The sequence below is a fragment of the Staphylococcus pettenkoferi genome (assembly GCF_002902685.1).
GTDB lineage: Bacteria > Bacillota > Bacilli > Staphylococcales > Staphylococcaceae > Staphylococcus > Staphylococcus pettenkoferi.
Genome location: NZ_PPRN01000040.1, coordinates 15,222 through 32,640, shown reverse-complemented (window position 1 = coordinate 32,640; position 17,419 = coordinate 15,222). Strand labels below are relative to the sequence as shown.

At 40.4% G+C, this 17,419-nt stretch carries 13 protein-coding genes; 6 read left to right on the top strand and 7 right to left on the bottom strand.

The genetic code is table 11. From position 1 onward, the window contains the following. Positions 1-284: 284 nt before the first annotated feature. From CD126_RS08095 to rpmH, 7 genes are all read right to left on the bottom strand, one after another. The gene (locus tag CD126_RS08095; protein ID WP_049406048.1) at positions 285-1,259 is read right to left on the bottom strand and encodes an SMP-30/gluconolactonase/LRE family protein; all 975 of its coding nucleotides are present in this window, start codon (positions 1,257-1,259) and stop codon (positions 285-287) included. 267 nt (positions 1,260-1,526) lie between these two features. Next, positions 1,527-2,366 (bottom strand): ParB/RepB/Spo0J family partition protein, encoded by an 840-nt coding sequence (locus tag CD126_RS08090; RefSeq protein ID WP_049406047.1) that lies wholly within the window; start codon positions 2,364-2,366, stop codon positions 1,527-1,529. Positions 2,367-2,404: 38 nt separating this feature from the next. Then, positions 2,405-3,121 (bottom strand): 16S rRNA (guanine(527)-N(7))-methyltransferase RsmG, encoded by a 717-nt coding sequence (gene rsmG, locus CD126_RS08085; RefSeq protein ID WP_103370291.1) that lies wholly within the window; start codon positions 3,119-3,121, stop codon positions 2,405-2,407. A 1-nt stretch (position 3,122) separates the two neighbouring features. Next, complete coding sequence (gene mnmG, locus CD126_RS08080) at positions 3,123-5,000, bottom strand: tRNA uridine-5-carboxymethylaminomethyl(34) synthesis enzyme MnmG (RefSeq protein WP_103370290.1); 1,878 nt, start codon at positions 4,998-5,000, stop codon at positions 3,123-3,125. A gap of 15 nt (positions 5,001-5,015) precedes the next feature. Then, the gene (gene mnmE, locus CD126_RS08075; RefSeq protein ID WP_049406049.1) at positions 5,016-6,395 is read right to left on the bottom strand and encodes a tRNA uridine-5-carboxymethylaminomethyl(34) synthesis GTPase MnmE; all 1,380 of its coding nucleotides are present in this window, start codon (positions 6,393-6,395) and stop codon (positions 5,016-5,018) included. Between the two features lie 153 nt (positions 6,396-6,548). Continuing rightward, positions 6,549-6,896 carry a ribonuclease P protein component gene (rnpA, locus tag CD126_RS08070; protein WP_002472784.1) on the bottom strand — a complete coding sequence of 116 codons (348 nt, stop codon included), beginning with the start codon at positions 6,894-6,896 and terminating at the stop codon, positions 6,549-6,551. 311 nt (positions 6,897-7,207) lie between these two features. Then, entirely contained in the window at positions 7,208-7,345 is a 138-nt protein-coding gene (gene rpmH / locus CD126_RS08065) for a 50S ribosomal protein L34 (protein WP_000240855.1), read from the bottom strand. Positions 7,346-8,087: 742 nt separating this feature from the next. Here rpmH and dnaA point away from each other — a divergent pair. The 6 genes from dnaA to gyrA all read left to right on the top strand — a co-directional run bounded on the left by dnaA (position 8,088) and on the right by gyrA (position 17,287). Beyond that, positions 8,088-9,446 carry a chromosomal replication initiator protein DnaA gene (dnaA, locus tag CD126_RS08060; protein ID WP_103370289.1) on the top strand — a complete coding sequence of 453 codons (1,359 nt, stop codon included), beginning with the start codon at positions 8,088-8,090 and terminating at the stop codon, positions 9,444-9,446. A gap of 232 nt (positions 9,447-9,678) precedes the next feature. Further along, positions 9,679-10,812 carry a DNA polymerase III subunit beta gene (gene dnaN, locus CD126_RS08055; protein WP_088606534.1) on the top strand — a complete coding sequence of 378 codons (1,134 nt, stop codon included), beginning with the start codon at positions 9,679-9,681 and terminating at the stop codon, positions 10,810-10,812. 474 nt (positions 10,813-11,286) lie between these two features. Continuing rightward, positions 11,287-11,520 carry a S4 domain-containing protein YaaA gene (gene yaaA, locus CD126_RS08050; RefSeq protein ID WP_002472742.1) on the top strand — a complete coding sequence of 78 codons (234 nt, stop codon included), beginning with the start codon at positions 11,287-11,289 and terminating at the stop codon, positions 11,518-11,520. Then, a complete protein-coding gene (gene recF / locus CD126_RS08045) occupies positions 11,517-12,632 on the top strand; it encodes a DNA replication/repair protein RecF (protein WP_103370288.1) in 1,116 nt (371 codons plus the stop codon). Before yaaA ends, recF begins: the two co-directional genes overlap by 4 nt. Positions 12,633-12,644: 12 nt before the next feature. Beyond that, positions 12,645-14,582, top strand: a complete 1,938-nt coding sequence (gene gyrB, locus CD126_RS08040; RefSeq protein ID WP_172592602.1) for a DNA topoisomerase (ATP-hydrolyzing) subunit B — start codon at positions 12,645-12,647, stop codon at positions 14,580-14,582. 35 nt (positions 14,583-14,617) lie between these two features. Next, positions 14,618-17,287, top strand: a complete 2,670-nt coding sequence (gene gyrA, locus CD126_RS08035) for a DNA gyrase subunit A (protein WP_049406037.1) — start codon at positions 14,618-14,620, stop codon at positions 17,285-17,287. The last annotated feature ends 132 nt before the right edge of the window (positions 17,288-17,419 follow it).

Genomic DNA, 17,419 nt, shown 5'->3' with positions numbered 1-17,419 from the left:
GGACCACACTCAACTAATTCTTTTCGCTCAAAGAGCTCGAAGAATGGATTTTCGTTGTGGTCTAGATCCATCAAGCGTCTCGAGTACACATTGAAAATTCACTCATAATTAGTTATAGACGTAATTTTCATTCACTTCATATGTTATTTCTTTTTAACTTTCCAGACGTAAGCTTAAAATTGCCATTCTCTATCACCGTCATTTAATCATGCCCTTGCAAAGTTTTAACCAGTATACCAACACCCTATAAACCTCACAAACACCCTACTTTTACCTACTACTACTTAATGAAACTGATAGCTGTTGTGACCTTTAGCAAAACCGCGAGCTGTAAAGAGCCATGAAGCACCGTCATTATCCATATCATTGGAACAAATAATCAATTGGTCTGTGCCTGGAATGAAGGCAGGGTGTGTAGAACGGAGCATATGCCCTTTCTCTCTACCAGGAAGTAAGATTTGGCCGATTGGATGACCATATTTATTAAATACAAGTACACGACCTTGACCATACATCGCAACATAAAGGTTGTCATCGCTATCGATACAGCAAGAGTCCGGACCTTCGTGACCCGTGAAGTAATACGGGATCTTCGCACCGAATGGGGCAATCGTCTTGCCGTCTTCTAAGAGTTCAATACGATGTAAACGGTTCGCGTTCGTTTCAGTCACCCATAAGATGCTTTCGTCGGTACTCAATGCAACGCCATTTGCTACAGCGATATTCTGAATGATTGGCGTCACTGTCTGATAGTCTGGGTCCACGTAGTAAACACCGCCAAGTGGGTTCGTAGAATAGCCACGGAAATCTGTGAAATAGAAGCCGCCTTTACTATCAAATACTAAATCATCTACGCAATATTCTGTGTTAATTTCAGAAATGATTTCTTCTAACGCTGAGCCATCTGTTTGTGTCGCTACGATGCTTCCGGAATCTTTAAAGTCCCCTAAGCATGATAAGAATAAACGTCCATCTTTGTGAATTTTAACTGAGGCTGGATTTTCTTTTTCAGAAGTAAAGACGTGCTCAACTTCTTTCTCCGGTAGCGTCACTTTGAAGATTTTACCACCAAAGACTTCGCATAAGAACAAGTTATGTTCTCTATCAAAGCATAATCCCTCTAGTTGCAAGCCCTCATCTGAAATCTTGACCCACGGCTCTGCTGTAACGGTTTGAAGCCCTTTCTCATGTGCGAGTAGCGGAACCGCATGTGTCGCATCACCTTCGTACTTTAATGTCGGTAAATCACGTTGTGCCATCTCAATTCCTCCCCTTATCATTAATGTGATTGCTTTAAATCTATCACATTCTGTTGCTGAGATGCATGCCAAAGGGTAGTGATTGCGTAAAATGAAGAAGAGCTAGGCCACGTCATTTGTGGGCACTCCCTCACTCTGTTTGACGTGAAACATCAATTTGCGAACAGCGACAATTTCACTATTCTCTTACAATGCCACTTTCAATCTAATAAAATAAGCACCCCCACAAGTCGAATTCAACTTGCAAGGGCGCCACTACACGCGCATTTATCGTTTATATAACTTAATCTTGATTTCGTAATAATCGTCCGTCTCTCTATTCTGACGTTCCACATGCACACCACTATCTTCAATGTGGGCGATACTTTCTCCGACTTTCTCTTTAGCCTTTGTTAAATCTTTCGTGAAACCGAACGTTTGCGCTTTTACTTTTTCAGGAGCAGTAAAGTTCTTCACACGCGCTTCTGTTTGTTTCACATTTAACTTCTGAACAATAATCAATTCAAGAAGAGATTCTTGTTCATCGTGCGATAAGCTCAATAATGCACGAGCGTGACGTTCTGTAATCTTACCTTCTCGCAATTTCGTAAGCACTTTGGGAGCAAGTTTGAGTAAGCGTAATTTATTCGCGATAAAGCTTTGACTTTTACCTACACTCTTCGCGAGTTCACCTTGCGTCGTATCGCCAATATCTAATAATTTCTTGTACGCTTCGGCTTCTTCAACTACCGACAGATTCTCACGTTGAATGTTCTCAATGAGCGCCACCACAGCTGTTTCCTCATCGTTGAGTTGACGAATAATCACATCGGCATATTTATAATGGAGAGAAGACAACGCACGAAAGCGACGTTCTCCTGCAATGATTTCGTACATGCCTTCTTCAATCGGTCTGACAACTATAGGTTGTAACAAGCCATGTTCTTCAATCGATTCGGCAAGTTCACTAATCTTTGCAGGCTCGAAGACTTGTCTCGGCTGGTAGCGATTGGGAACGATACGTTCGATCGGCACCGCTTCGACCTGACTATTCTTATCTTCCTCTATATCATTCATGATTTCATCTTTATTTTTTAAACCAAATAACTTAGAAAAAGGTTTCTTCATTACTCTGCGCTCCCTCTAAATGATTTGTTACGTGCTTATTATTCAACTAAAGGAGATTTATTCGGCTTACCTGGTTTACGTGGATATTTCTTCGGCGTCTTACTTCTCTTTTCAATCATTACCATTTCTCTTTTACCCGCTTCTTCAGGTAACTCAAATGTTTCGAGCGATACGAACTTACCGCCTAGGATACCTATGGCGAAACGCGCATCTTCAAGTTCTTCTTCCGCTTTAGATGCTTTCATCGCGATAAATTTACCACCCTTTTTAACTAAAGGTAAGCACAATTCGCTCAATACGGATAATCGCGCAACAGCACGTGCTGTCACGATATCGTAAGACTCCCGGTAGTCTCCCTTACCGTAAGATTCTGCTCTGTCATGCACAAAGCTGACGCCTGTAAGACTTAGCTGATCCGCGAGTTGGTTGAGAAATTGAATGCGTTTATTCAATGAATCTACAATCGTGACTTTCAACTCTGGGAACACAATTTTCAATGGGATACTTGGGAATCCTGCACCTGCTCCGACATCGCAAATCGTTAATGGTTGATTGAAATCTTCAAAGAAACTCGGCGAAATCGAGTCATAGAAGTGCTTTAAATACACTTCTGACTCTTCTGTAATGCTCGTCAAATTCATCTTCTCATTCCATTCAACGAGCATCTCATAATACTGCTTAAATTGGTCTTGTTGCTGTTCAGTTAACTCAATATCATGTTCTTTCAAAGCTCGTGTTAGCCATTCTACACTCATGTTATTGATTCACCCTCTGAATATGTCCTTGTTCAAGGTAAACGAGCAGAATAGAAATGTCAGCTGGGTTGACACCTGCGATACGAGAAGCTTGAGCGATGTTAAGCGGCTTCACTTCTGCCAACTTCTCACGTGCTTCTGAAGCAAGACTATCCACTTTACTATAGTCGAGATCTTCAGGAATCTTCTTCGCTTCCATTCGTTTAACTTTTTCTACTTGTTGTAGTGATTTATTGATATAACCTTCATATTTCGTTTGAATTTCCATTTGTTCTTCTACTTCTGCCGGTAGTCGATGTTCTTCCTCTAACATCTCTAAGATAATATCGTAAGACATTTCTGGTCGACGAAGTAAATCGATCGCAAGCACGCCGTCTTTCAACTTAGAACCACCGTGCGCTTCAATAATTTCTTGAACACGTTCTTTCGGCTTGATACGGATTTGGCCTAAACGTTCTTGTTCTGCTTTAATCATTTCACGTTTTTCATTAAAACGTTGGTAACGTTCCTCTGAGATCAGACCTAATTCATGACCGAGATCTGTTAAACGTAAATCGGCGTTATCATGACGTAACAACAGACGGTATTCCGCTCTAGATGTTAATAAACGATACGGTTCGTTCGTACCTTTCGTCACGAGGTCATCGATAAGCACACCAATGTAAGCATCAGAACGGCTTAAGATCTTCTCATCTTGACCTAAGACGCGTCCTGCAGCATTGATGCCTGCCATGATACCTTGTCCTGCCGCTTCTTCATAACCAGATGTACCATTGATTTGGCCAGCTGTGTAGAGGTTCTTAATCTTCTTCGTCTCTAACGTAGGCCATAGTTGTGTAGGCACAAGCGCATCATACTCAATCGCATAACCTGCACGCATCATGTCTGAATGCTCAAGACCTGGAATCGTTGTAAGCATTTGACGTTGCACATCTTCTGGCAAGCTTGTAGATAAACCTTGCACATACACTTCATTCGTAGAACGTCCTTCAGGCTCTAAGAACAATTGATGACGTGGTTTATCGTTAAAACGCACAAACTTGTCTTCAATAGATGGGCAATAACGCGGACCTGTACCTTTAATCATACCTGAATACATCGGTGATAAGTGTAAGTTATCATCAATCACTTTATGTGTATCACCATTTGTGTAAGTGAGCCAACATGGAAGTTGGTCTAAAATGTATTCCGTCGTTTCGTAACTGAAAGCACGACCGACATCGTCACCTGGTTGAATTTCTGTCTTATCGTAATCAATCGTTTTGGAATTGACACGTGGTGGTGTACCCGTCTTGAATCTTACTGTTTCGAAACCAAGATCTCTCAAGTTATCTGCAAGTGAAACAGATGGTAATTGATGGTTTGGACCACTGGAATATTTCACTTCACCTAAGATGATTTCACCGCGTAAGAAAGTACCTGTCGTAATGACTACAGCTTGTGCTAAATATTCTGTACCGATGTTCGTACGTACACCTTTAATTTCGTCATCTTCTACGATAAGGTCATCTACCATACCTTGCATGACTGTGAGATTATCTTGATCTTCAAGGACACGCTTCATCTCTTGTTGATAAAGCACTTTGTCTGCTTGTGCACGTAATGCTCGCACAGCTGGACCTTTCCCTGTATTGAGCATACGCATTTGAATATGTGTACGGTCGATGGTTTTAGCCATTTGACCACCTAAGGCATCGAGTTCACGAACAACAATCCCTTTCGCTGGTCCCCCTACGGATGGGTTACAGGGCATAAAACCAATGTTGTCTAAGTTAATTGTTAACATAAGTGTCTTTGCGCCGCGTCTTGCTGAAGCTAGACCTGCTTCAATACCTGCGTGGCCTGCTCCAATGACCACGACATCATAATGTTGAGCCATCTTGATACCTCCTTATTATTTACCGAGACAGAATTGACTAAAGAGTTGATCGATGAGTTCGTCACTTGCAGATTCACCGATGACTTCGCCTAAGATTTCCCAAGTGCGCGTTAGATCGATTTGCACCATGTCCATCGGCACACCCGCTTCTGCTGCATCAATCGCATCTTGAATGGCATTACTGGCTTGTTTAATGAGTGAGATGTGTCGTGAATTAGAGAGATACGTCATATCTTGATTTTGAACCTCTCCACCGAAGAATAAATCACGAATTTGCATCTCTAATTCATCTATACCTTCTTGTTTCAACATAGATGTTTCAATGAGAGGTAATTCGCCTACCATTTCTCTCACTTCATCTAAATCTAAGTGTTGTTCTAAGTCCATTTTATTCACAATCACAATAGCGTCTTCGTTCTTAATCACTTCGTAAAGTTGACGATCCTCTTCAGAGAGTGGTTCATTGTAGTTGAGCACGAAGAGAATCAAATCCGCTTCACTCAATGCTTTACGTGAACGCTCAACACCGATACGTTCAACAATATCTTCCGTATCACGTATGCCGGCTGTATCAACGAGTCGTAGAGGGACACCTCTGACGTTGACATATTCCTCTAGCGTATCACGTGTCGTACCTGCCACTTCAGTAACAATCGCTTTATTGTCTTGAATCAAGTTATTTAACATAGACGACTTACCGACATTCGGTTTACCTACGATGACTGTAGAGAGACCTTCACGCATAATCTTCCCTTGCGTACTTGTTTGAAGTAGCTGATCGAGTTGTGTCTGAATCTCTTTCGACTTCTCTAATAGATATTCAGTCGTGGCGTCTCCTGCATCATCATATTCGGGGTAGTCGATATTGACCTCGACTTGAGCAAGGATTTCGAGAATAGACTGGCGCTGGCGCTTAATCATATCACTGAGGCGACCTTCAAGTTGATTCATTGCTACTTTAGAGGCGCGATCAGTCTTAGAACGAATAAAGTCCATAACCGCTTCTGCTTGCGACAAATCAATACGACCGTTCAAGAACGCACGTTTCGTATATTCTCCCGGTTCAGCCATACGCGCACCATAGGTCATTGTCAGTTCTAACACACGATTAATCGTCAATATTCCACCGTGGCAGTTAATTTCGACGATATCTTCTCGTGTAAAAGTCTTCGGTGCTCTCAAGACTGAAACCATGACTTCTTCTACTACTTCTTGTGTTTCTGGATCTATGATATGTCCATAGTTAATCGTATGAGAATCCACATCCTCAAGTCGATGCTTTCCTTTATATAATTGATCTACTATCGGAATCGCGTCATTCCCTGATAGACGAACGATACCTATCGCGCCCTCTCCCATTGGTGTAGAAATACTCGTTATCGTATCCAGGTCCATCATCTTTCTCGCCTCCTTGTCAGACAAAATTTCATTATAGTATTGTAGTGACTTTACTTACAAAATGCGAATAACTTGTTTAATTACATCAAAGGTAAGACTGCCGTTTGTCTGAAGTTAGTATTCGGGGAGTCTAAATACCCCCCTACCCTCTTACTTTATCTTCTTATTAAACACTTTAGCTATTTTAAGCACGTGTTCAAGACTACTTTGTATTTCTAATGTCGTCATACGTTTCGAAGGTTGCCTAGCAATAACAATCAGATCTATCGGGATGATATCATCTTTATGTACTTTAAAGTTCTCACGAATCGCACGTTTAATACGATTACGTTGAACGGCATTACCTAATTTCTTTGAAACGCTGATGCCAAGTCGAAAGTGTTCAAGCGAAGCATCTTTGCGAGTGTAAACGACAAATTGACGGTTGGCAACTGACTTACCACGTCGATAGATGTTCTGAAAGTCTTTATTCCTTTTTATCCGATATGCTTTTTCCATCAAGCTTCACCGTTTCTCTCTTCTGACTAAGTATTTTCCCACTCTAATTATTCACGTGAGAATCTGATTACCTAATTATACTATAGGATGAGATGTCATTGATAATTAATTCTAGGAAGTGACATTGAAATCTATATGATTTCGTAAGTTCACTCATACAACTGTTATTAGGTTGATTCTGAGATGATGTTGTTTTTTCAATCGCTTTTGACATTCCCACCTCGTTAAGCTTTCTTTCTTTTTATAAAAGCGCTAGAAAGAGCTACTTTAATCAAAAAAAAGACCACTGATAAGTCAGTGATCCATCAGTCTTATGCTGATAATACTTTGCGGCCTTTACGACGACGGCGCGCTAAGACTTTACGTCCGTTTTTAGTGCTCATGCGTTTTCTGAAACCATGAACTTTACTATGTTTACGTTTATTTGGTTGATAAGTACGTTTGACCATTCAAATACACCTCCGTATGTGATTCCAATATCTACTTTGCTATAGATATTTGTAATAAGCTCTTAAGCGTTTATGTCTTGATTTAATCTTAATGAATTCCATCTATAATTCAAGCAACTACTACAATATAACAAATTGCATTTTATAAAGCAAGTAGATTTTAGTCGTTCTATTGAATCAACTGGTACGCATTGACCTTCTCTTAATGGCTCTGTTTCTAACTTTTTCCTTTCTATTTTATCAATTTATCATTTTTTGCAGACCGTCTGTATTTTCTATTTGTGTAACGTCACCCTCCGAAAAAAAACTACAAACTGTAGCATTTTGTACTATAACAGTTTTATACATAATTGATGAATTGCTTACAAATTATTTCCCAAACTCAATTTCACGAGCCCCGAAGTTATCCACTTTATACACAACAAGCATCTAACAATTTGTGGATAATACTTGCGTTATACACAAATTTTTCCAGTATTTACGGAACTATTCACAGGCATTTGACAGTTGTGATTGTGAAAAAGTATAATTATGTGGATAAGTCATCTAAAGTGTTGATACACCTAGAATCATTTACTAGAATTATACTCAAATTCCTTGTGAGTAACTTAGAAACTGAGAAAAGTTATCCACTGATTGTGATTAAGTTGTGGATAATTGTTCACAGGTGTGATTTTCTCAAATTATATCTTGTGAGTTTTGTGTATAACTTAAAAATAACAAGAAAATGGAGTTAGTGATTATGTCAGAACAAGAAATTTGGGAGAAAGTCCTTTCCATGATTGAAGAAGATGTGGCGGCTACATCTTTTAATACCTTTTTTAAAGATACCCAACTTGAAAAGCTGACCCCAGATGAAGCCATTATAGTGACAGACGATGAATTCGTCGCAAACTGGTTAGGTCAGAAATATACAGAAGTTGTACAAAACGTGCTATATCAAGCTTTAGAAGTGGATGTAAAACCTAAATTCTACTCAGAAGATCAGTACGCAAAATTAAAAACCAACGAAGGTCCTGCTAGCCCAACTCCACAGAAAGAAACGGCACATAGCGTAGACGAGGCCTCTATTGGTAAAGAACAATTCAACGATCATAACACCTTTGAAACCTTTGTCATTGGTCCAGGGAACCGCTTCCCACACGCAGCCAGCCTTGCCGTAGCTGAAGCACCAGCAGAAGCTTACAATCCGCTCTTTATCTACGGAGGCGTTGGTTTAGGCAAGACCCATTTGATGCAAGCGATTGGTCACAATGTATTGGAAACGAATCCTGAAATGAAAGTGCTTTACACTTCAAGCGAGAAGTTTACCAATGAATTTATCCAATCGATTCGACAGAACGAATCTGATAAGTTTCGTGAAAAATACCGTAATATCGACATTTTGTTAATTGATGACATCCAATTCATTCAAAATAAAGAACAAACCCAAGAGGAGTTCTTCCATACTTTTAATGAACTCCATCAAGCTAATAAACAAATTGTCATCTCTAGTGATCGACCACCGAAAGAAATTTCGAAACTCGAAGACCGCTTGCGCTCACGTTTCGAGTGGGGTCTCATCGTTGATATTACGCCACCTGACTATGAAACACGAATGGCCATTTTGCAGAAGAAGACGGAAGAAGAGAACTTAGATATTCCAACTGAAGCACTCACTTATATCGCAAATCAAATTCAAACCAACATCCGAGAACTCGAAGGTGCGCTTAACAGAGTGAATGCTTTCTCTAAATTGCAGAACGAACCTATCACGACTGAGCTCACTGCCACAGCGTTGAAAGATCTCATCTCTACACCTAAGACGAAGAAGATTACAATTCAAGATATTCAGAAGGTAGTTGGAGATTATTACAGTGTGCGTATCGAAGACTTTAGCGCGAAGAAAAGGACGAAATCCATCGCTTATCCTAGACAAATCGCGATGTATCTATCACGTGAGTTAACTGATTTCTCTTTACCTAAAATTGGTGAAGAATTCGGTGGACGTGATCATACGACAGTGATTCATGCACACGATAAGATTGCGAAAGATATGCAAGACGATCCGACTTTTAAACATGAAGTAGAAAATCTAGAAAAAGAAGTACGTAATTTATAATAATTTGGCAATAATAAGAGGATAATTTGAAGTGGTAAGAAGCGCATCGTGAAATATGAAGTGTGGATATTGTGGACAATTTGTACACACTACACACATGTTATCCACATGTGAATAACGTTGTCACACAAGACTTGCCATAAGTTATCCACTAATTCACAGTGCCTACTACTATGACTACGAATTTAAAACCTATATAATTATTATAAACGACTGGAAGGAGTTAAGAATAATTATGGAATTCTCTATCAGACGCGATTACTTTATTAATCAGCTCAATGACACACTTAAAGCAATTTCGCCTAGAACTACATTACCTATACTGACAGGTATCAAGATTGATGCTAAAGATGACGAAGTGATTCTTACAGGCTCTGACTCTGAAATCTCAATTGAAATTACGATCCCTAAACAAGTAGATGGAGAGGAAATTGTGAATATTTCAGAAGCCGGATCTGTCGTACTTCCTGGTCGTTTCTTCGTAGATATCGTTAAGAAATTACCAGGTAAAGATGTGAAACTATCAACTAACGAACAGTTCCAAACTTTAATAACTTCTGGTCATTCGGAATTTAATTTAAGTGGATTAGATCCAGATCAATATCCATTGCTACCACAAGTTTCTCGTGATGACGCAATTCAAATTCCTGTTAAAGTCTTGAAGAACGTGATTGCGCAAACAAATTTCGCGGTGTCCACCTCAGAAACACGCCCAGTACTCACTGGTGTGAACTGGCTTATACAAGATAATGAATTAATATGCACTGCTACCGATTCACACCGCTTAGCTGTGCGCAAGTTAGCATTAGAAGATGAATCTGAAGATAAGAATGTCATCATTCCTGGTAAAGCTTTAGCTGAATTAAACAAGATTGTTTCTGACAGTGATGACACGATCGACATCTTCTTCGCATCGAACCAAGTTCTCTTCCGCGTGGGTCATATCAACTTTATTTCACGCTTATTGGAAGGTCACTATCCAGACACATCTCGCTTGTTCCCTGAGAACTACGAAATTAAATTAGGTTTAAATAATGGCGAGTTCTATCATGCGATTGATCGTGCTTCACTTCTCGCTCGCGAAGGTGGTAACAACGTCATCAAATTGAGCACAGGTAATCAGATTGTTGAGCTCTCTTCAACTTCACCTGAAATTGGTACTGTGAAAGAGGAAGTAGAAGCGAATGATGTTGAAGGCGGCAACTTAAAGATCTCTTTCAACTCTAAATACATGATGGACGCGCTTAAAGCGATTGATAATGACGAAGTAGAAGTCGAATTCTTCGGTACGATGAAACCATTTATCTTGAAACCGAAAGATGATGATTCAGTAACACAACTTATCTTGCCAATCAGAACTTACTAGGCATGTCACCATTTCAAATGAGCTTATCGAGGTTAGGACGAGGTAGTATACCCGTTCTTGCCTCTTTTTGTTTAGGTTAAAAGTAAAATTCGGAGATCTGACGTGTATATAAGTGAGCAGATAAAAATATCAGGGCATTAAGAAAAGAAATAGATAAGTGAAGTACAGTTCGAAAATCAAATGAGAGCTTATTCAGCCTTTTAATTTAAGCTAAGATATTCTTCTAGGATAAATCTATCTTGAAAGATAATTTGGCTCTAAATACCCCTTTAAAATTCAATATAGGTTATTTTCGTATTTAAAATCCACATGAGTTGGCTGAAAAATGGCTACTGAAATCGAAAAAATGAACGCAGTGTAGCAAATTTCTCTGATTTTCGTGAAACTTCGTTGATTTTACGCCGTCTAGGGCATGAAATTTTTAGTGAAAAAAGGTATAATATATAAGTGACTACAAGGAATGGAGTGATTGATTTGGTAGAGACAGTAGTCGTTGATAACGAGATTACTTTAGGTCAATTTTTAAAGAATGAAGCCATCATCGAATCAGGTGGCCAAGCAAAGTGGTTCTTACAAGATTTCGAAGTCTTGCTCAATGGCGAACGGGAAACACGTCGTGGTAAGAAATTGGCGCACCAAGATCGCATTGATATACCTGAAATTCCAGAAATTGACTCATTCATCATTGCTTATCAAGGTGAAGAATGAAATTAAATACACTCCAGCTTGAAAACTACCGTAATTACGAGTCGATCTATCTTGATTGTCATCCTGAGGTGAATATTCTCATCGGTGAGAACGCGCAAGGAAAGACGAACTTGTTGGAATCTATCTACGTCTTAGCACTTGCGAAGAGTCATCGTACGTCTAACGATAAAGAGCTCATTCGCTTCAAGAGTGACTATGCTAAGATAGAGGGAGGATTAAGCTATCGTCATGGTGAGATGCCGTTGACGATGCTGATTACGAAGAAGGGCAAGCAAGTTAAAGTCAATCACTTAGAACAAAGTAAACTTACGCAATATGTTGGGCATTTAAATGTCGTCCTTTTTGCACCTGAAGATTTGAGCATCGTGAAAGGGGCGCCTCAAATTCGCAGACGCTTCATCGACATGGAGCTTGGACAAATTTCAGCAGTGTATCTCAACGATTTAGCGCAATACCAACGTATTCTTAAACAAAAAAATAATTATCTCAAACAGCTTCAATACGGAGATAAGTCGGATAGCACTATGCTGGAAGTCTTAAATCAACAGTTTGCTGAATATGCGCTTAAAGTAACCTTGCGGAGAGCGCATTTTATTAACGAACTCGAAGCGTTGGCTCAACCGATTCACTCAGGTATTACGGATGAGCGAGAACGACTGAATTTGAAGTATCTCCCCAGTTTGAAGTTGAACGACTTGTCGAAAGATCAATCCGTCTTGATCGAAGAAGTGTTAGAGACGCTCGATAAAAATATGGAGCGTGAGAAAGAACGCGGCGTTTGCTTGTTTGGTCCACATCGAGATGATTTAGGTTTTAACGTCAATGATATGGACGCGCAAACGTATGGCTCTCAAGGGCAGCAACGTACGACCGCTTTATCCATTAAGTTGGCAGAAATTGAACTGATGAAACAAGAGGTGGGCGAATATCCTATTCTCTTGCTCGATGACGTGTTAAGTGAACTCGATGATTCACGTCAATCGCATTTATTAAGCACGATTCAACACAAGGTTCAAACCTTTGTGACAACGACATTAGTGGACGGTATTGATCATGAAATTATGAGTAATGCTAAATTATATCGCATCAATCAAGGCGAAATTACTAAGTAACAGAAAGTGAAGGTGGAAGCATTGTCAGATGTGAACAACACGGAAAATTATGGTGCTGGTCAGATTCAAGTATTAGAAGGACTTGAAGCGGTTCGTAAACGACCAGGTATGTATATCGGATCTACTTCAGAAAAGGGTTTGCATCACCTTGTTTGGGAAATTGTCGATAACAGTATCGACGAAGCTTTAGCAGGCTATGCAGATACAATTGAGGTCATTATTGAGAAAGATAACTGGATACGTATCACTGATAATGGACGTGGTATCCCTGTAGACACACAAGAGAAGATGGGTAGACCTGCAGTCGAAGTTATCCTCACAGTGCTTCACGCCGGCGGTAAATTTGGTGGCGGCGGCTACAAAGTATCTGGTGGTTTACACGGTGTAGGATCTTCTGTCGTAAACGCTTTATCTGAAAGATTAGAAGTTTACGTACATAGAGACAATAAGATTTATCACCAAGCATACGAACGTGGCGTCCCTCAATTCGATCTAGAAGTTGTGGGTGAAACGGATGATGACAATACAGGTACTGAAATCCGTTTTAAAGCTGATCCAGAAATCTTCACTGAAACGACAGTTTATGATTATGAAACGCTTCAACAGCGTATCAAGGAATTAGCATTCTTAAATAAAGGCATCTCTATTACACTTCGCGATGAAAGAGATGAAGATGAAGTGAGAGAGGACAATTATCATTATGAAGGTGGTATTAAGTCCTATGTTGAAATGTTGAATGAGAATAAAGAACCTCTACATGATGAGCCTATCTACATTCATCAAACGAAAGACGATATCGAAGTAGAAATTGCATTGCAATACAACAGCGGTTTTGCGACGAATCTTCTTACTTATGCCAACAATATCCACACATACGAAGGCGGTACGCATGAAGAAGGCTTTAAACGTGCACTATCGCGTATCTTAAATAGCTATGGCCTTCAAAGTAAGATTATCAAAGATGATAAAGACAAACTTTCTGGTGAAGATACACGAGAAGGTCTAACAGCTGTCGTCTCCATTAAGCATGGTGATCCTCAATTCGAAGGACAAACGAAGACGAAGTTAGGTAACTCTGAAGTACGTCAAATTGTGGATAAATTATTCTCTGCACAATTTGAGCGTTTCCTTTATGAGCATCCTCAAGTGGGTCGTGTCATTGTAGATAAGGGGATTATGGCTTCAAGAGCACGTGTAGCAGCGAAGAAAGCACGTGAAGTTACACGCCGTAAATCTGCTCTAGAGGTTTCAAGCTTACCTGGTAAATTAGCGGATTGTTCTAGTAAGAATCCGGATGAAAGTGAAATCTTCATCGTCGAAGGTGACTCTGCCGGGGGGTCTACGAAAGAAGGTCGTGACTCAGCGACACAAGCGATTCTGCCGCTAAGAGGTAAGATTCTTAACGTTGAGAAATCTCGACTTGATCGCATATTGAATAACAACGAAATTCGTTCAATGATCACAGCATTTGGTACAGGTATCGGTGGCGAATTTGAATTGAGCAAGGCACGTTATCATAAGATTATTATTATGACTGATGCCGATGTAGACGGTGCGCACATCCGTACCCTCTTACTCACGTTCTTCTATCGCTACATGAGACCGTTGATTGAAGCGGGCTATGTTTACATCGCCCAACCACCTTTATACAAACTCACACAAGGTAAAGAGAAGTATTATGTCTTCAATGACCGCGAGCTCGATAATCTCAAAGCAGAATTGAATCCAACACCTAAGTGGTCTATCTCACGCTACAAAGGTTTAGGTGAAATGAATGCGGATCAGTTATGGGAGACAACGATGAATCCTGACAATCGCTCAATGCTTCAAGTCACACTCGATGATGCGATTGATGCAGACCAAACTTTCGAGATGTTAATGGGCGACGTGGTAGAGAACCGCAGACAGTTCATCGAAGACAATGCTGTATACGCTAACTTAGATTTCTAGAACCATGAATTGAAATGTTGAAGGAGGGCACCTTGATGTCTGAAATACCGGAATCAAGAATTAATGAACGTAATATTACCAGTGAAATGCGGGAATCGTTCTTAGACTACGCGATGAGTGTCATCGTATCACGTGCATTGCCAGATGTACGTGATGGTCTGAAACCAGTACATCGACGTATCTTATACGGGTTAAACGAACAAGGTATGACACCTGATAAGCCATACAAGAAGTCCGCACGTATCGTTGGGGACGTAATGGGTAAATACCACCCACACGGTGACTCATCCATCTATGAAGCGATGGTGAGAATGGCGCAGAACTTCAGTTATCGCTACCCGTTAGTAGATGGTCAAGGTAACTTCGGTTCTATGGATGGCGATGGCGCAGCTGCCATGCGTTATACCGAAGCGAAGATGACTAAGATCACGCTTGAAATGTTACGTGATATCAACAAAGACACGATTGATTTTATCGATAACTACGACGGTACTGAAAGAGAGCCGGTAGTCTTACCGTCTCGTTTCCCTAACTTGTTCGTCAATGGCGCAAGTGGTATCGCTGTAGGGATGGCGACAAACATCCCACCTCACAACCTTACAGAAGTGATTAACGGTGTCTTAAGTTTAAGCCACAATCCCGACATCACTGTAGCTGAACTGATGGAAGACATTCAAGGTCCAGACTTCCCTACTGCAGGTTTGATCATGGGTAAAAGTGGTATCCGACGCGCATACGAAACAGGCCGCGGTTCTATTCAAATGCGTGCACGCGCTGAAATTGAAGAACGTGGTGGAGGCCGTCAACGTATCGTCGTTACAGAAGTACCTTATCAAGTCAACAAGGCACGTATGATTGAGAAGATTGCTGAATTAGCGCGTGATAAAAAAGTTGATGGCATTACAGATTTACGTGACGAGACAAGTTTACGTACAGGCGTGCGTGTCGTTATCGATATCCGTAAAGATGCCAATGCAAATGTTATCTTAAATAATCTATACAAATTAACGCCACTTCAAACATCATTTGGTGTGAATACCATTGCTTTAGTGAACGGTCGACCTAAGCTCATCAACTTGAAAGAAGCTTTAGTCGAATATCTAGAACATCAAAAAGTTGTCGTTCGACGTCGTACTGAATATAACTTACGTAAAGCTCAAGATCGTGCACATATCCTCGAAGGCTTGAGAATTGCGCTCGATCACATCGATGAAATCATCAGCATAATCCGTGAGTCAGAAACAGATAAGATTGCGATGGCGAGCTTACAAGAGCGCTTCAAACTTTCAGATAGACAAGCGCAAGCCATCCTCGATATGCGTCTGCGCCGTCTCACAGGTTTAGAACGCGACAAAGTTGAATCAGAATACAACGAGTTAGTTCAATACATCAAAGAGTTGAAAGAAATACTTGCTGACGATGAACTGTTACTACAAATTGTGCGTGACGAACTCATCGAAATTCGTGAGCGTTATGGCGATGAACGTAGAACAGAAATCCAATTAGGTAACATCGACAGTATCGAAGATGAGGATCTTATTCCTGAAGAACAAATTGTCATTACGTTAAGTCATAATAACTACATTAAACGTCTACCTGTGTCTACATACCGCGCGCAACATCGCGGTGGTCGTGGTGTACAAGGTATGAACACATTAGAAGAAGATTTCGTCAGTCAACTTGTGACGTTAAGTACACATGACCACGTGCTCTTCTTCACTAATAAAGGACGCGTCTACAAACTGAAAGGCTATGAAGTGCCGGAACTCTCCCGTCAGTCTAAAGGTATTCCAGTCATCAACGCGATTGAGCTGGACAATGATGAGAGTATCAGTACGATGATTGCAGTGAAAGACTTAACGACGGAAGATCACTTCTTAGTCTTTGCGACGAAGAGAGGTATCGTGAAACGTTCAGCGTTAAGCAATTTCTCTCACATCAATAAGAACGGTAAGATTGCGATCAGTTTCAAAGAAGATGACGAATTGATTGCGGTACGTTTAACAGATGGTACAGAAGATATTCTCATCGGTACAGCACATGCATCATTAATCCGCTTCCAAGAAAGTGGCTTACGTCCACTCGGTCGTAATGCTGCAGGTGTGAAAGGGATCTCCTTGCGTGAGAATGACGAGGTTGTAGGTCTTGACGTTGCTCATGAGAATAGCGAAGATGAAGTGCTAGTCGTTACTGAAAAAGGTTTCGGTAAACGTACACCAGTTAGCGATTATCGTCTCTCTAACCGCGGTGGTATGGGTATCAAGACAGCAACTATCACAGAACGTAATGGTAATATCGTATGTATTACGACGGTGACAGGTGACGAAGATATTATGGTGGTTACTAACCACGGTGTAATTATCCGTATGGAAGCTCAAGATATTTCTCAAAATGGCCGTGCAGCTCAAGGTGTGAAACTCATCCGTCTCGGTGAGAACCAACATGTTGCTACGGTAGCTAAAGTAAATGAGGAAGAAGCGGAAGATACTGATAGTGAAGGAACAGCTTCCAATGACGAAAGTTCTGAGCAACAAGAACAAGTCATTGAAGGTGATGCACCTGGCAAAGCAATCCACACAGAAGTTGATGAATCAGCTGAGACAGACGCTACCGACTCAAGTGATGAACCTGAAGAATTGCGTCAAGACTTCATGGATCGTGTGAATGAAGATATTCAAAATGACGATGATTCTACGGAAGAATAATTAAATCATAACGTGAGATTTAGACTCCTTGCATGTGCAGGGGGTCTTATTTTTTTACAAAAAAACGTCACTATTTTACATAAATATTACTAAAATAAAACAAAATTATTTCAAAAAGATTACAAAATGTAT